A 16389-nucleotide genomic window follows, 5' to 3' on the forward strand; every position below is an offset into this window, starting at 1 on the left:
TCAACATCATATAGTATGTTTTGAAGAGATATCTGCAACGGCAAGTGTACTGCTTATCAAGGAATGAGTATAAAATGCTGCGACAACATAATGCTAGAGTTGTCTTATAATTGTGTATAAAAAGAGACTGCCCTCGGTATTTTACACCTACAGGCAATCTCCTTTTTAATACGTCTTATCCTTTACCGATAGCAATCCAGTTGAGATGGCCAACTGGCTCTTGACTGATGCGTGTACGAATGATGAGAATAACTGCATGATCCGCAGCCTTTGAATGAACTACAGCGTAGCAGGCCGGGTTGTCAGTTGTTACGGTTAGCACGTAATAATTATCCACGAACGGCTCATCAAATGGAATGATAAGCTCTACTTGTTCTGCTTGCGCAGCAAAGCTGTAAGGCGCAAGCCCAAATTGCTGCTTTACAATGCCTTGGCTCGCGTTAGTAATTACAGGTGCAAATTGCAGTGCTGAAAGGCTAATGGATTGCTCTTGAATATGCCTTCCAGTAATTGAGCCATCTGCAATCTGCTCTACTTGATTTGCAGCTGGACCCTCTACATTGCTCAGCAATATTCCAGGTGCCAACAATTCTGCGGTAATGCTTCCCGGAACAATTTGCCCCGTTCCTACACTGCCTAGAGCAAGCTTCGCTGAAGTTACGCTTCCGTCCGTCAGCTGTTCCGATCCTATGCTGCCAATTCCCAGCTTCGTCGTTGTCACGCTTCCGTCCGTCAGCTGTTCCGCACCTACGCTGCCAAACGCCAGCTTCGTTGTCGTCACGCTTCCGTCCGTCAGCTGTTCCGCACCTACGCTGCCAAACGCCAGCTTCGTTGTCGTCACGCTTCCGTCCGTCAGCTGTTCCGCACCTACGCTGCCAATTCCCAGCTTCGTCGTTGTCACGCTTCCGTCCGTCAGCTGTTCCGCACCAACGCTGCCAAACGCCAGCTTCGTTGTCGTCACGCTTCCGTCCGTCAACTGCTCCGCACCTACGCTGCCAATTCCTAGCTTCGTCGTTGTCACGCTTCCGTCCTTCAGCTGTTCCGATCCTACGCTGCCAATTCCCAGCTTCGTCGTTGTCACGCTTCCGTCCGTCAGCTGTTCCGCACCTACGCTGCCAATTCCTAGCTTCGTTGTCGTCACGCTTCCGTCCGTCAGCTGTTCCGCACCTACGCTGCCAATTCCCAGCTTCGTCGTTGTCACGCTTCCGTCCGTCAGCTGTTCCGCACCTACGCTGCCAAACGCCAGCTTCGTTGTCGTCACGCTTCTGTCAATTAAGTGCTCTGAACCTACGCTGTCATATGCCAGTTTCGATGATGTTACACTTCCGCCCATCAGCTGTTCTGAATCTACACTGCCATACGCCAATTTCGTCGTTGTCACGCTTCCGTCCATCAGCTGTTCCGAATTTACACTGCCATAAGCCAGCTTTGAAGTTGTCACACTTCCATCCATTAGCTGTTCATAGTTTACGCTGTCATGCGCCAGCTTCGCTGCCGTCACACTTCCGTCTGCCAGCTGTTCTGAACTTACGCTTCCATACGTAAGCTTCGCTGATGTCACACTTCTATCCGTCAGTTGTTCTGAACCAACGCTTCCATACGCAAGTTTCGCTGATGTCACACTTCTATCCATCAGTTGTTCTAAACCAATACTTCCATACGACAGTTTCGATGAAGTCACACTGCCATCTGCTAGTTGCTCCGAACCTACGCTTCCATACGTAAGCTTCGATGTCGTCACACTGCCGTCCGTCAGCTGTTCCGAATTTACACTGCCAAATGCCAGCTTCGTTGATGTCACGCTTCCGTCCATCAGCTGATTCGAACCTATGCTGCCTAGCGCCAGTTTCTCTGTTGTCACACTTCCGTCAGACAGCTGTTCTGATCCAACGCTTCCATACGTAAGCTTCGCTGATGTCACACTTCTATCCGTCAGTTGTTCTGAACCAACGCTTCCATATGCAAGCTTCGCTGATGTCACACTTCTATCCATCAGTTGTTCTAAACCAATGCTTCCATACGACAGCTTCGATGTTGTCACACTGCCATCTGCAAGTTGCTCCGAACCGATGCTTTCATACGCCAGCTTCTTTGTCGTCACACTTCCGTCCGCCAGCTGTTCCGAATTTACACTGCCCAATGCCAGCTTCGTTGACGTCACACTTCCATCCATCAGCTGATTCGAGCCTACGCTTCCAAACGCCAGTTTCTCTGTTGTCACACTTCCGTCATTCAGCTGTTCTGATCCAACGCTTCCAAACGCTAGTTTCCATGCAGTCACGCTTCCATCCATTAACTGCTCCGAACCTATGCTCTCTAACGCAATCTTTGCAGTAGTTACACTTCCCTCTGACAATTGATCCGTATCTACGCTGCCTAGCTCAAGCTTCGATGTCGTCACACTGCCATCCGACAACTGATCCGTACCCACGCTGCCAAGCACCAGCTTCGTCGTCGTCACACTGCCATTCGACAACTGATCGGAGCCTACACTGCCTAGTACCAGCTTCGATTTTGTTACACTGCCGTCCGCCAACTGATCCGTACCCACGCTGCCTAGTACCAACTTCGTCGTCGTCACACTGCCGTTCGACAACTGATCCGAGCCTATACTGCCTAGTACCAGCTTCGACTTTGTTACACTGTTATCAGCCAACTGCTCCGTACCTACACTGCGCAGCTCCAGCTTCGATTTCGTCACACTGCCATCCGCCAACTGATCCGTACCTACACTGCCTAGTAAAAGCTTCGTCGTCGTTACACTGCCATCCGACAACTGATCTGAGCCTACACTGCCTAGTACCAGCTTCGATGTCGTTACACTGCCTTCCGACAACTGATCCGTACCTACGCTGCCTCGCTCAAGCTTCTTTGTCGTCACACTGCTATCCTTCAACTGATCCGTACCCACGCTGCCAAGTACCAACTTCGTCGTCGTCACACTGCTATCCGACAACTGATCCGATCCTACACTGCCAAGTACCAGCTTCGATTTTGTTACACTACCGTTTGCCAACTGCTCCGTACCTACACTGTGTAGCTCTAGCTTCGATGTCGTCACACTGCCATCCGACAACTGATCAGAGCCTACGCTGCCAAGCACCAGCTTCGATTTTGTTACACTACCGTCTGACAACTGCTCCGTACCTACACTGCGCAGCTCCAGCTTCGCTTTCGTCACACTGCCATCTGACAACTGCTTCGTACCCACGCTGCCTAGTACCAGCTTCGACGACGTTACACTTCCGTCCGCCAACTGCTCCGTACCCACACTGCCTAGTTCCAGCTTCGATGTCGTCACACAGCCATCCGACAACTGATCTGTGCCTACGCTGCCTAGTACCAACTTCGTCGTCGTCACACTTTCATCCGCCAGCTGCTCCGAACCAACACTGCCTAGTTCCAGCTTCGATGTCGTTACGCTTCCGTCCGACAACTGCTCCGTTCCTACGCCGCCTAGCTTCAGCTTCGACGCCGTCACACTTCCATCTGCCAGCTGCTCCGTCCCTACACTGTCGGCTGACAACAACTTACTGTCGATAGAGCCTTCTTTAAGCTTTCTTCCCAAAATACTATTGTCAGCAATTCGATCAAACACAAGCACATCATTAGCCAAATGAGCTAGTGTAATCGTGCCCTTGCGAACGTGATAGCCTTGAATCGAATCGGATTTCAAATGTTTGCCGGCAAGTGATTCGAGCTGTACATGCTCGCTTGAGACGGCATCTTGAGCCAGCTTTGCACTCGTCACCGACTCATCCTGCAATGCATGTTCGTTTACACTATTTATTGTTAAATGCGTTGCATCTACCGATCCTGGCTTCAGCTGCTTCGCGCCGATCGACAATTCCGCTATTTTACCCGACGTAATGGCTCCTTGTGCGATATGATCCGTACCTATAGCACCTTTGACTATGACATCAGCACCTACGGAATCGTTTTGCAATTGCGCTGATCCAATACTGTTTGCTGTCAGCTTTTCAATCGTAATCGAATCATCCGCCAAATGCGCGGCATGAACCGACCCTTCTCCCAAATGAATGCCAAGCACCGCTGCATTTCCCAAATGACGGCTAAGCACTACTTCATTTGCTATCTGCTTTGATTGCACAGCGCCGTAAGCTAGTTTAGCAGATGTAATGACACCATCCTGAAGGTGGTCATTTCCGATCGATTGATCAGCCAAATGTTCAGCTTCAATTGCATTAGCTTCAATATGGGTCGAGCGAATCGATTCTGCTTGTATGTGGTGGGAAGCAATCAAATTGGCTCCGAGATGCCCTGGCATAATAGCTTGAGACGCAATCTTGACACTCGATACGCTTCCATCTGCGAGCTTGCCCGTCGAGACGCTTAAATCTGCCAGCTTATCCGTCGTAACCGATTCAGGGGACAGCTTTAATGAATTTACAGTATGATCTGCCAAATGATGAGAAAAAACTGCACCTGAAGCAATAACTTGATCCGTGACAGCGCCTTTCGTTAGCTTGCTGCTCGTAACTGAACCGTCTTGCAGCTTTTTGTTATCTACAGCATCCTTTGCGAGATGGCGTCCTTCAATAATCTCCGATTTTAAATGCATGCCGTTCACTGCTTCAGAAGAAATCGCTTCACCCGTCACAGCACCCTTAGTAAAATGATACGACCTTAACACTTCAGGGGCTAGCTTCTGAAACGTTACCGATTCATCCTGAAGATGCCGGGATTCAACAGCAAAGTTTGCTATGACTTTACTATCAACAGCACCATCAGCCAGCTTGCTTCGCGTAATTGAAGCATCCGCTAATTGAGTAGTACCAACAGCCTCCATACCAATATGGTCAACACGAATGGATAATGGCGCGATTTTATCTTCATTAACAATGCCGCTTTGTAGATGATCCCGTTTAATTGCATTTGCTGCAATATGCTTCATGTTTACTGCATCGGTTGTCAGATGCGCCTGCAATATTTGCCCATCAGCAATTTTGTCGGATGTAATGCTTCCAGAGCCCAAATGACGGCTGTGAACGGAGTCATTCGCGAGCTTCTGAGCATTAACGGATTGATCAGAAAGCTTGGAAATCGTTATCGAATGATCAACAATTTTAATGGTGGACACCGATTGATCCGCAAGCTTCCTAGAGTTAATGGACTGATCCGCGATGTGCTCACTTGTTATTTGCCCTGTTCCAATGTGGGAGCTTAGAACGGCCGCTGCTTGCAGATGAGATGAAGATACCGATTCGTCCGCTAATTGTTCTGCTTTTACCGCTTTTGGCTGCAGTTCCCTTGTTCCGACTGCTCCTTCTGCTAGATGTTCCGCGGCTATGTCTCCGAGGGCCAAATGCTTTCCCTGAATAATACCAACTGCGACATGCTCAGATAGCAGCAATCCAGGCTTCAAATGCTCCGCTTCAATCGCTTCTGCTGCAATCTTCTCACTCGTAACTGCTGAGTCGCGAAGCTTAGAGTGTGTTACCGCTCCTTCAGAAAGCTTGGAGTTGTCAATGGCTTCATTAGCCAAATTTTCCGGCCCAATCGTTCCGCTTTTAATTTTCTCGCCAGTAATGGCTTGATCAGCAAGCAGGTCTGTTGTAATGAGCAATGACTTCAAATGCCTGGATTCGATTGATCCTTCTGCAATTTTGTCCATACTGATCGTACGATCCGCAAGCTTCTCTGACGAGATGCTGCCATCCTGAAGCTTATTGCCAGAAATCGAATAATCCAAAATTTTGTTTCCAGTAATCGAGTGGTTTACCAAATGCTCGCCCATAATCGATTCATTCGCAATTTTAGCGGAGTTGATTGTGCCGTCAGCTAAATGGATGGTGTGAATGGAATAATCGGCAATCGTGCTTGCCAGCACGCTGCCTGCTGCCAGCTTGCTGCTATCGATCGACCCAGGTGCAATTTTCTCTGATGTAACCGAAAAGTCTACCAAATCATCCGTGTAAATAAAAGCTGGAGGACCTTCCGGTGCTAATTTCTCATCAAGTTTCTCAAACTTTTCTTCCAAGCTTAACTGTTCAATCTGCTGGGCAAGCTCTTCGACAGCGAGCTGCTCTTGCTCTTCAATCTGGTGCAGCTGTTCCAGCGTATCCAAATACTCTAATTGCTTCTGCTGCTCTTCTCCTTGCGATTGTTCCAATTGTTCCGATTGTTCATTTCGTTCCAGCTGCTCCCCTAGCTCCAACAGCCTTACTTGCCCTACTTGCTCCTGCTGCTCTTCTCCTTGCGATTGTTCCAGTTGTTCCAATTTTTCCGGCTGTTCCCCTTGCTCAAACAGTTCTACTTGCCCCACTTGTTCCTGCTGCTCCTGCTCCAGCTGTTCCGCTTGCTCCCCTAATTCCACTTGAATAAGCTGTTCTAGCTGTTCAATCTCCTCAGAGTCCTCCACCGTGACAACTTCCGACTCCATCTGCTCTAATGGATTCTCGAGTAAGAGAGCGAGTGCATTAATGCTCGCTTTCTCCTTCTCTTCTTCCTCTTTTTTAATCAATGTTTTAGCTGCATGCGCTTGTGCAACAGCGGCCTTCTTCCTGTTCAAATCATCTAGCCACTTTAACTCGGAAGCATTCGGATTATCAACATAAAAAAGCGGCTTTCGCCCCTTCGGGCTTTTCCCTTTTCTGTTTTTTGTCATAGTCCTCTCCTTCTTCCACCTGAAATGTCATAGGTAATATATGCAGGTACCCATGGGCTCGCTACAAGGAGTACAGACAAATGTATATATGCGACTTATAACAAACAAAAACCGCGGGAGCATACTGCTCTCCGCGGTTTCTTTTTCAGCTATTTGACTATTTCGATCTGGACAATAAGTATAAGAAATAAGGTGCTCCAATAACAGCAACAACAATTCCTGTTGGAATTTCGTTTGGCTGGAATGCCCATCTGGCGAGTGTATCCGCCACAATAACGAGCAGCGCGCCTACAAATGCTGAAGCTGGCAATAATACCTGATGCTGCGGACCGACAAGTCTTCTTGCCAAGTGAGGCGCTATGAGTCCGACAAATCCGATGCCCCCGCCGACAGCAACGCAAGAACCAGCTAGGCCCACCGCTGCAGCAAGCAGCAGTGCCCGCTCCTTGTTCACTTGAGCTCCAAGTCCAACTGCCAATTGATCGCCTAAATTTAAAGCATTCAATGCTTTCGCTTTATATTGCACGATTGGAAAAATAACGATTAACCATGGGAGCAGTGCAAGCACATACTTCCAGTTCGTTCCCCAAATGCTCCCCGCCATCCATACAGCAAAAAACTGATATTTCTCAGGCGTAAGACGCAAAATCAGAAGCTGCATCGCTGCGCTAATACCCGCCGCTACAGCGATACCTACCAATATCATCCGAGTTGGCAATAACCCTCGATGTCTCTTATACGAAAGTACAAAAATGAGCAATGCGGTAAACGATGCTCCGATTAATGCAAGAAACGGCATCAAAAAAATAGAGCCCTTTTCCGTCGTTGGATAAAAAGAAATAAACAAGATAACTGCAAGCCCTGCGCCCGCGTTTATACCGAGCAGCCCTGGATCAGAAAGCGGGTTGCGCGATAATCCTTGAATAATACAGCCCGATACTGCAAAACCTGCACCAATTAATATAGAGATGACAATCCGCGGCAAGCGGAAATCAAATAGAATTAGCTCCTGCTTAGCCGTTCCCGATCCAAATAACGTTTTGAAAACGTCAAGCGGTGCTAAGCGAATAAATCCTGTGTTCATACTGATGATAACGGACAAAACAATAAGTACGCTAAGCACGGTCATTACAAGGACTGCGCGTTTTCTTCTACGCTGTTCGGTTTCGGTAATAAAGTAAGTATTCATGCTTATTCTCCCTTCATTCTTGTTACAAGATAGAGGAAGAACGGAACGCCAATAACCGCGATTATAATACCGATAGCCACTTCCTGAGGCGGATTAATCAATCGCCCGCCAATATCAGCCAGCACCATAAGTAAACTTCCCAAAACCGCCGAGCATGGAATGATCCATCTATAGTCGACACCAACAAGGAATCGTGAGATATGAGGAATAATCAAGCCTACAAAACCGATAGAGCCGACCGCTGAAACGGCGGTACCTGCCAGCAATAAGACTATAATGACGCCTGCTGCTTTTACTAGGCCCGTTCGTTGTCCAAGACCTGCAGCAACATCGTCGCCTAAGCTTAACAATGTAATGGATCGTGACAACACGATGGCGCCAAGCAGTCCGCCAACTACCCATGGCCATACTATTTGAATTTGCAGCCATTTCGTTCCGGCTACCCCGCCAGCATACCAAAAAGCCAAATCCTGACCAATTTTATAATAAATCGCTATGCCTTCTGTTATAGCAAGCAGCAATGCCCCTACAGCCGCACCAGCCAGTGTAAGCCGCACAGGTGTTAGGCCGCCTTTTGCTAATGAGCCGATTCCGTATACGAGTCCCATTGCAACTGCTGCACCCGCAAAGCACACAAACATAAGACCAAGATAAGATATCGAAGGGAAAAAAGCGAAGCAAAGTGCCAACATAAAACCTGCTCCCGCGTTAATACCAAGCAAGCTCGAGTCTGCTAATGGGTTTCTAGTCATGCCTTGCATAACAGAACCTGCGACAGCGAAAGCTGCTCCCACCAAAGCAGCGGCTAACGCACGCGGCATACGAAGCTCTTTAATAATTTGATGCTGAATGTTTTCCTCATTGAAGTGGAATACGCCATCCCACACCGTTGAGAGACTGATATCTGCTGCACCGACAGAGATAGATAATGCGAGCGATAATAAGAGTGCTGCTAACCCGCCAAATAAAATAATCGTAGCCACTAGCGGCCGTGTGCGCAGCTTTGTGCCTGCCAGCGCTTTCTTGCTTGATAGAGAAGACATTTGAAAACTACCCTTCTGTATGTATACTTTGGTTGATAAAAAATGCTTCATAAAGGAAGTCTGTTTCCAGACATAAAAAAAACCTACTCAACTGATAACGATTCTCGTTTTCAATATAGCAGATTTTTCATATGTTTTCAATGCAATAATTTAGATCTTTCGTGCTGCCTTCATGCGGCTTCCTATCAAGTAGAAAGTCTTCCTCTCATAGCAATAGTCGTAAAGCGGTTAGGAGAGAATCTGCTGATCGACGGTTCTCCCTGTTTTTCTTCCAATAGTTCAGCAACAATATGAGCTGTGATTGGACTTAGCAAAATACCATTGCGATAATGACCTGCGGCCATAATAACGGCTGGCATTCCCTCTACTTGCCCAAGCATTGGCATTCCATCTCGCGTTGCGGGACGCAAGCCTGCCCACCGATGCGCGGTTTCTTTGCCTTTAAGAAATGGAAAAAGCTGATTGCTGCTGCGAATTAAGCGGCCGATGCCTCGTTCTGTCACACTCGTCTCAAAGCCCGCGACATCTTCAGAAGCACCGCATACGAGCCGAGCATTTCTTTTTCCGACCCAATAGGCTTGGCTGGAGAAGATCATATGGCGAACTTCAGTTTCTTGATGCTCGTAAGAACAGATTTGGCCCCGAATGGGATGGATCGGAACAGAAAGTCCGAACCATCGTTCATATTCACCTGACCAAGCGCCCGCGCAGACGACTAGCCGATCAGCATGAACCTTCTTTATCATCGTTTCTGCTCGGACAGACACTCCCCCGCTATGATGAACCGCAACCTCTTCAATTTTACCCGCATGGGATAAGATGACGACACCTAACCTCCGGCAAGCTTCTTCAAGCGCTGCAACAAGCTTTGGTGCGTACACATGGCTCTCCTTTGGCGTAAATATCCCAGCAATTGCCGAATGAGCAAGCATCGGCTCCAGCTTCCTAAGCTGAGCTGCATCAATAAGCTGAGCTTCGGCTCCCCATTCATTTTGCCACTGCAATCTGGATTGTATGGGCAAGACGTCTGCTTCATGCATAAAAACGTTAATGCTGCCGCTCTGCACCCACTCCGCCGACATGCCGGATTGTTCCTCGATCGCTTTAATCCACGCCGGGTAGCTGCGGTGGCTGTTTAGGCACAGCTGAAAAAATGGATCGGGCTGCTCCGTATTTTCTGAAAATGGAGCAAGCATTCCTGCCGCTGCGCCGGATGCTTGCCCTCCGAGCGCGCTTGGCTCAATGAGTGTTACGTTCATGCCTCTACGCGCCGACTCGAAGGCACAAGACAAACCAATAATGCCGCCTCCAAGTATAATTACCGATTGGGGCATTATTGTTCCCCTCCTGCACTAGCTCCTGTTTCAAATAATGAGCCTGCCCAATCGCTGCTTGCAGATGCATACCGTTTTTTCGGTATGCGGCCAGCCATCCATGCCAGTCGCCCTGCTTCAATCGCTAATCGAAACGCGCGAGCCATCATAATCGGGTCCTGTGCCTTAGCGATTGGCGTATTAGCCAAGATGCCGTCCGCGCCTAGCTCCATCGCTTCCGCAGCATCCTTCGCTGATCCAATACCCGCATCGATGATGACTGGAACGCTTGACTGCTCCGCAATAAGTCCGAGGTTATAGGGATTGAGCAATCCGAGCCCGGATCCAATTGGCGATCCTCCTGGCATGATTGCTGAAGCTCCAGCTTCCTCTAATTTCCGGCATAGGATTGGGTCATCGGATGTATAAGGAAGAACGATAAAACCCTCGTTCGCAAGCTGCTCCGTAGCACGCAGCGTTTCTATAGGGTCAGGCAAAAGTGTGCGATGGTCTCCGCTGATTTCGACCTTAATCCAGTTGCCAAGCCCAGCTTCTCTCGCCAGGCGCGCGATTCGGACAGCCTCCTCCGCTGTTCTCGCACCAGATGTATTCGGCAAATATTGCATTTGTCTATCTTCAAAGTGTTGAAGTACCGAATCATCCTCCACACTCTCTAGATTAACCCTTCTAACCGCGAACGTAATCACCTCCGAACCCGACGCTTCAAGCGCTTGCTGCAGTACAGCAGGACTTGGAAATCGCCCCGTACCGAACAAAAAACGCGACCGCAGCGCATGTCCTCCAATAAGAAGGACATCTTCATGATCCCAATTTTCCAAAATATTCAGCCTCCTCCGACAAAATGAACAAGTTCTATGGAGCTTCCGCCAAGTAATTCAGTTTCAGCCCACCTTGCACGTTGTACGATCATACCGTTAAGCTCAATAACGAGCTTTTTATGTTGTTGTCCCAGCTGGACGACCAGTTCTTCCACTGTTTTAGCGCTGGTCTGCTCCTCGCGTCCATTAATCTTCACTGTCTTAATTGGAAGAACATATTCAGAACGGTGGGCTTCGATTTTCTTTAAGAAAGCCTGACAAACACCGGCCGGGTCATTATGGCCAACAATGGCTGAAACTGCGCATATCCGTGTCGCTCCCGACGCTAACACGGCATTAACATTTTCGAGTGTGATACCGCCAATAGCCACGAACGGTATGGTTATATGATGCGCTGCTTCCCTGACATAACTTGTAGTAACAGCCGTACGGCCCGGCTTTGTTTCGGTAGGATACACGGGTCCAACGCCGATATAATCGGCTCCTTCCTGCTCAGCAGTTAGCGCTTGCTGCAGGTTATGCGTGGATATGCCAATGATGCGGTCAGCACCAAGCCATTCTCTTGCTTTGGAAATTGGCATATCATCCTGACCCAAATGAACACCGTCAGCATCCGTCTCAAGAACAATATCAGGATAATCATTAATGATAAGAGGCACTTTATATTTTCGCGTTAGTATTCGAAGGGCTTTGGCCTCTTCAAGCACCTCTTCCCTCGTCCCCGTTTTGTTGCGAAGCTGAACCATTTGGGCTCCGCCAATCAGCGCCTGTTCCATCACTTCAACGACTGATCTGCCAGGGTGATTGGATTTCGCTGTAATGGCGTAGAGCTTGAAGTTCCGCCAGCCTTGTCTACTCATTCTCAAACACAACCTTTCATCAAACAAATCATTTTTTTCCATTTCATAAGAACGTTTTAACGAGATTAATTGCATTCTCTGCATCCGCTGTGCCCTGCACAAGCACTCGTCCATCTGGGAAGAGAATCAGCTGCTCTCCGCTTGTAATCATCGCTTTCACTAAATACCGATTCACGGTGAGCGTGCAGCCAAGCGCTCTCAACGTTTGCTCTACCTCTTTTAAATCAATTGGCTTGCCTAACGTCACCTGCACCGTATCCCTACCGCATAATACGGTAGAGCTTATTTGAGTGTCTTCCGCTCTATCAGCTTCAAAACAACGCTTGTCGTCAGTTGCTCCATCAGGCGTTTGACCACAGAATGGACACTCGTTACTGAATGCCGGAAGCTCCGATTCCCGCATTCGAAATGACCATAAATCAATGCTCAACCACGTTTTACGCAGCGCCGAATCATTGCCAGTGAGCCATTTTATCGCCTCAGCTGCTTGCATAGATGCAATCCATTCAACCGCTGGAGCGAGTACGCCCACCGTATCGCAAGTATCGGCCTCCTGTTCCATATCATCTGCTCCGATTAAGCAGCGCAAGCAAGCTGTCTCTCCAGGAATTAATGTTGCCTGCATGCCCTGCGCCCCAGCCACTCCGCCATAAACAAATGGGATTTGCTGTCTAAAGCATTGGTCGCTGACCAGAAGCCTTGTCGCTGCATTATCCATCCCATCAAGGACGAGATCGACTCCTCCGGCGAGAAATCCGATGTTCTGTGCATTCACATCCGCTACTGTCGCCATAATGTTTACACTGCTGTTAATTTGGCGAAGCCGATTGGCAGCGGCCACTGCTTTGGGCATCACAGCCAGCGCGTCCGCCTCGTCAAAAAGCATTTGGCGCTGCAAGTTGCTCGGCTCAACAAAATCCCTGTCTACCAGCCTAACTTCCCCGACACCGGCTCTTACCATATGCTGCGCAAGCGAAGCGCCTAATGCGCCTACACCGACGATAAGCACCGAGGCATCGGCCAGCTTCCGCTGGCCTGCCTCTCCAATGAAAGCAAATCTCGTTTGCCTCGAATAACGATCGGCAAAAGCATCAAGAACAGAATCAACCATAAATCTTGCTCCCTGCCGCCTTGAATGCATCTGATTTTTCCTTCATTCCCGCTTCAATGGCTTCCGTTGTTTCCATATCGTTTTGCGCGGCATACTCTCTTATATCTTGGGTGATTCGCATGCTGCAAAACTTCGGCCCGCACATGGAGCAGAAATGAGCAGATTTCGCTGCATCAGCAGGAAGCGTCTCATCGTGATAAGCCATCGCACGCTCTGGATCAAGCGACAGGTGGAATTGATCCCGCCAACGAAACTCGAATCGAGCTTTGGACAATGCATCATCACGCAGCTTCGCTCCCCGGTGCCCTTTCGCCAAGTCAGCTGCATGAGCTGCGATTTTGTACGTAATAACGCCTTCCTTCACATCCTCCTTATTCGGGAGGCCAAGGTGCTCCTTCGGTGTTACATAACAAAGCATCGCCGTGCCGAACCATCCAATCATCGCAGCTCCAATTGCTGAAGTAATATGATCATAGCCTGGCGCGATATCGGTCGTTAGCGGTCCTAATGTATAGAAAGGCGCTTCATCGCATACTTCCAGCTGACGATCCATATTTTCTTTAATCAAATGCATAGGCACATGACCAGGGCCTTCAATCATGACTTGAACATCATGTTTCCATGCAATCTTCGTTAGCTCACCAAGTGTATCCAGCTCAGCAAACTGAGCAGCGTCATTGGCATCTGCAATAGAACCGGGTCTCAGGCCGTCACCGAGCGAGAATGATACGTCGTATTCTTTCATAATTTCACAAATGTCTTCAAAATGCGTATATAGGAAATTTTCCTTATGATGTGCCAGGCACCAAGCTGCCATAATTGATCCGCCTCGCGAGACAATACCCGTAACGCGCTTTGCCGTGAGTGGTATGTAGCGCAGCAGCACACCTGCATGAATCGTAAAATAGTCGACGCCCTGCTCGGCTTGTTCAATAAGCGTATCGCGGAATACTTCCCAGCAAAGGTCTTCTGCTTTGCCGTTCACTTTCTCCAGCGCCTGATAAATGGGCACTGTGCCAACTGGAACTGGAGAATTCCGCACGATCCACTCCCGCGTCGTATGGATGTTTTTCCCCGTGGACAAATCCATAATCGTATCGGCTCCCCAGCGAGTCGCCCAAGTCATCTTCTCCACTTCCTCTTCAATCGAAGAAGCTACAGCAGAGTTGCCGATATTAGCATTGATTTTAACGTGGAACTGCCGCCCAATAATCATCGGCTCACTTTCAGGATGGTTGATGTTCGTCGGAATAATGGCACGGCCGGCCGCGATCTCGCTGCGTACAAATTCTGCACTCATCCCTTCACGAATAGCGATGTATTCCATCTCAGAAGTAATGATCCCTTTGCGAGCGTAATGAAGCTGCGTAACATTTTGCCCTGTTTTGGCACGAAGCGGTTTCCTCGTTAAACCCGGGAATCGTTCCGCGCCTCGCTGCTCTGCTTTTTCAGCCGAAATAAATCCGTTATCCTCCGGTTTGATTTCTCTGCCCTCATAGGGCTCTACATCACTACGCTCCAAGATCCATTCGCTGCGAATACCGGGCAAACCGCGCCGAACATCTGCCTCATACGTTTCATCGGTATAAGGACCGCTTGCATCATAAACTCTTACAGGTTCATTCGGCAGCTCTTCACCATTTCTGCCAGTACTAGCTTCAAGTGCAATTTCTCTCATCGGAACACGGATGTTTCCCTTTGAGCCCTCGACGTACACCTTGCGGCTGCCCGGAAGCGGAGTAGAAAAAATAGACATAACAAAAACCTCCTAATGGAATAATAGAATTCCTCCTGGAGGCATACGCAAGCATATGAGAAAGTTTAAAACACCGCTGCTATACAAGTAGCTAGGCTGCTACAAGAGCTGCAATCGCTGGAGCGTGCATGGCGGCCACAAAGCTTTATCGATTCACTGGCGCCAAACAAAAAAACCGCTCCAGCAAAGGAGCGGTCGAAGAGTGTCGTCATGCGAGTGTTATCTTGCAAGGGTTTCCCCTAAGCAGATAAAGTCATGCCGCATAAGCTGAGGCTTCAGCAGATACCAGCAGAGCTTTCACGCGCAAAGCATAAACGCACAATCCCACTTTCCTACGCTGGCATAACCCAGATCAGGTTCAAAGGGACCAAAGCGATTCGCTTTATCTCAGCCATTGCGGCGCCCCTAGTGGATTTCCTTGTTTGACTATACCGTTTAGTAAAGAAGGGTGTCAACCCTCTATTTTCCTATCCGCGGAAAAATACAGCCTGCTACAGTCCGCTTTCCTTCAGCAGCCTTACCCAACGATCAGCGGTGTGACGCCATGTGAATGTCTGCTCCACACGCTCGCGGCTGCGGCGCCCCAGCTTCTGCCTGAGCTGTTTATCGCGAAGCAGCAGATGCAGCTTTTCTCGCAACTCTCGCTCGATATGAAGCTGATTGACCAAATAGCCCGTTTCGCCATTACGGATAATTTCTTTCATTCCGCCTGCACGTGTTGCGACTACCGGAACGCCGCAGGACATCGCCTCAACATTAACGAGCCCAAATGCCTCCCTCTGTCCAGATGGAACGACCGCTACATCAGCAACGAGCATCCAGCTGGGCACTTCCGAATGCGGCACGTAGGGCACAAAACGAACATGACCCGGACATTTGCGTCCAAGCTGTTCAAGTTTACGCGCATAAGCCGTTTTGCGATGCGAGCCATAAAATGGGCTCCCTACGATGATAACGACGAGCTCCGGGTGGCTTTTGGCAAGCTGCGGCACGATATTGAGAAGATGATGAACGCCCTTAAGCGGAATAAGCCTCCCTATAAAAAGCACCACTTTTTTACCATTCAATCCTCTCTTTTGCCTTAAACTCTCCCGTTTAGCGGCTCCTTCGGAGGAATATTGTGAAGGGAACCTGGCCGTATCTACCCCAGGATAAATGACTCGCAGCTTCGAAGCGACCTCTGGCGCTTTCGACACTACAATTCGCCTTAGAAACTCGCTATTAACGATGATTCTATCTGCTGCCTGCAAGCACTTATGCAAGTTTGCAGAAGAAATATAGGAGGGTGAAATGAAGGTGGAGGAATGCAAATAAAGCCAGACTCGTTTGCCTGGATTCAAACGCTTCATCGTTAGCACAAATTGGGGACGATTCTCAACGTCGATGACATGAGGAGAAAAACGGTGAACCGCATGTCCTACCTCTTGAATATATCTCAGCTTATTGCCCGCTGCAAACCGTTCACAAACAACACCGTTAAATTGTCCTTGACGAGGCAATCGCTTGCTCAGTCTTCCAAATATACGAGGTTCCGCGTAAGGCTTAAGCAGCGGGGCAAATTTCTCTACCACTCGCTCAACCGAGCTGCTTCCTGATGATGGAATCGGGAAGGAGCCTGGAGTTACAATTGCTACTTTTATAGGTGCCATC

The 16389-nt window shown here is 48.9% G+C and carries 9 protein-coding genes and 1 riboswitch; all 9 genes read right to left on the reverse strand.

Annotated elements, in window-relative coordinates; translation table 11 throughout:
* Positions 1-175 precede the first annotated feature (175 nt).
* On the reverse strand, positions 176-6628 hold the full coding sequence (locus tag AC0VYE_RS24565) for a WIAG-tail domain (RefSeq protein WP_475443180.1): 6453 nt from the start codon (positions 6626-6628) through the stop codon (positions 176-178).
* Positions 6629-6785: 157 nt separating this feature from the next.
* On the reverse strand, positions 6786-7817 hold the full coding sequence (locus AC0VYE_RS24570; protein ID WP_076270254.1) for a FecCD family ABC transporter permease: 1032 nt from the start codon (positions 7815-7817) through the stop codon (positions 6786-6788).
* A 2-nt stretch (positions 7818-7819) separates the two neighbouring features.
* Positions 7820-8860: a FecCD family ABC transporter permease gene (locus AC0VYE_RS24575; RefSeq protein ID WP_076270255.1), complete on the reverse strand. Its 1041-nt coding sequence runs from the start codon at positions 8858-8860 to the stop codon at positions 7820-7822.
* A 185-nt stretch (positions 8861-9045) separates the two neighbouring features.
* Complete coding sequence (gene thiO, locus AC0VYE_RS24580; RefSeq protein WP_475443181.1) at positions 9046-10194, reverse strand: glycine oxidase ThiO; 1149 nt, start codon at positions 10192-10194, stop codon at positions 9046-9048.
* A complete protein-coding gene (locus tag AC0VYE_RS24585) occupies positions 10194-11012 on the reverse strand; it encodes a thiazole synthase (RefSeq protein WP_475443182.1) in 819 nt (272 codons plus the stop codon). The genes thiO and AC0VYE_RS24585 overlap by 1 nt, the downstream gene beginning before the upstream one ends.
* Positions 11013-11017: 5 nt before the next feature.
* On the reverse strand, positions 11018-11872 hold the full coding sequence (gene thiE / locus AC0VYE_RS24590) for a thiamine phosphate synthase (RefSeq protein ID WP_475443183.1): 855 nt from the start codon (positions 11870-11872) through the stop codon (positions 11018-11020).
* A gap of 43 nt (positions 11873-11915) precedes the next feature.
* Complete coding sequence (locus tag AC0VYE_RS24595; protein WP_475443184.1) at positions 11916-12983, reverse strand: ThiF family adenylyltransferase; 1068 nt, start codon at positions 12981-12983, stop codon at positions 11916-11918.
* Complete coding sequence (thiC, locus tag AC0VYE_RS24600; RefSeq protein WP_475443185.1) at positions 12976-14739, reverse strand: phosphomethylpyrimidine synthase ThiC; 1764 nt, start codon at positions 14737-14739, stop codon at positions 12976-12978. Before thiC ends, AC0VYE_RS24595 begins: the two co-directional genes overlap by 8 nt.
* 312 nt (positions 14740-15051) lie before the next feature.
* Positions 15052-15156, reverse strand: a riboswitch (TPP riboswitch).
* Positions 15157-15230: 74 nt separating this feature from the next.
* The gene (locus AC0VYE_RS24605; protein ID WP_475443186.1) at positions 15231-16388 is read right to left on the reverse strand and encodes a glycosyltransferase family 4 protein; all 1158 of its coding nucleotides are present in this window, start codon (positions 16386-16388) and stop codon (positions 15231-15233) included.
* Position 16389: the final 1 nt, after the last annotated feature.

Source organism: Pristimantibacillus sp. Z349TD_6, assembly GCF_056173205.1.

Excerpts from the sequence above, each read along its gene's own strand:
- AC0VYE_RS24565 (WP_475443180.1), bottom strand. The coding sequence starts at position 6,628 with ATGACAAAAAACAGAAAAGGGAAAAGCCCGAAGGGGCGAAAGCCGCTT.
- AC0VYE_RS24570 (WP_076270254.1), bottom strand. The coding sequence starts at position 7,817 with ATGAATACTTACTTTATTACCGAAACCGAACAGCGTAGAAGAAAACGC.
- AC0VYE_RS24575 (WP_076270255.1), bottom strand. The coding sequence starts at position 8,860 with ATGTCTTCTCTATCAAGCAAGAAAGCGCTGGCAGGCACAAAGCTGCGC.
- thiO (WP_475443181.1), bottom strand. The coding sequence starts at position 10,194 with ATGCCCCAATCGGTAATTATACTTGGAGGCGGCATTATTGGTTTGTCT.
- thiE (WP_475443183.1), bottom strand. The coding sequence starts at position 11,872 with ATGAGTAGACAAGGCTGGCGGAACTTCAAGCTCTACGCCATTACAGCG.
- AC0VYE_RS24595 (WP_475443184.1), bottom strand. The coding sequence starts at position 12,983 with ATGGTTGATTCTGTTCTTGATGCTTTTGCCGATCGTTATTCGAGGCAA.
- thiC (WP_475443185.1), bottom strand. The coding sequence starts at position 14,739 with ATGTCTATTTTTTCTACTCCGCTTCCGGGCAGCCGCAAGGTGTACGTC.
- AC0VYE_RS24605 (WP_475443186.1), bottom strand. The coding sequence starts at position 16,388 with ATGGCACCTATAAAAGTAGCAATTGTAACTCCAGGCTCCTTCCCGATT.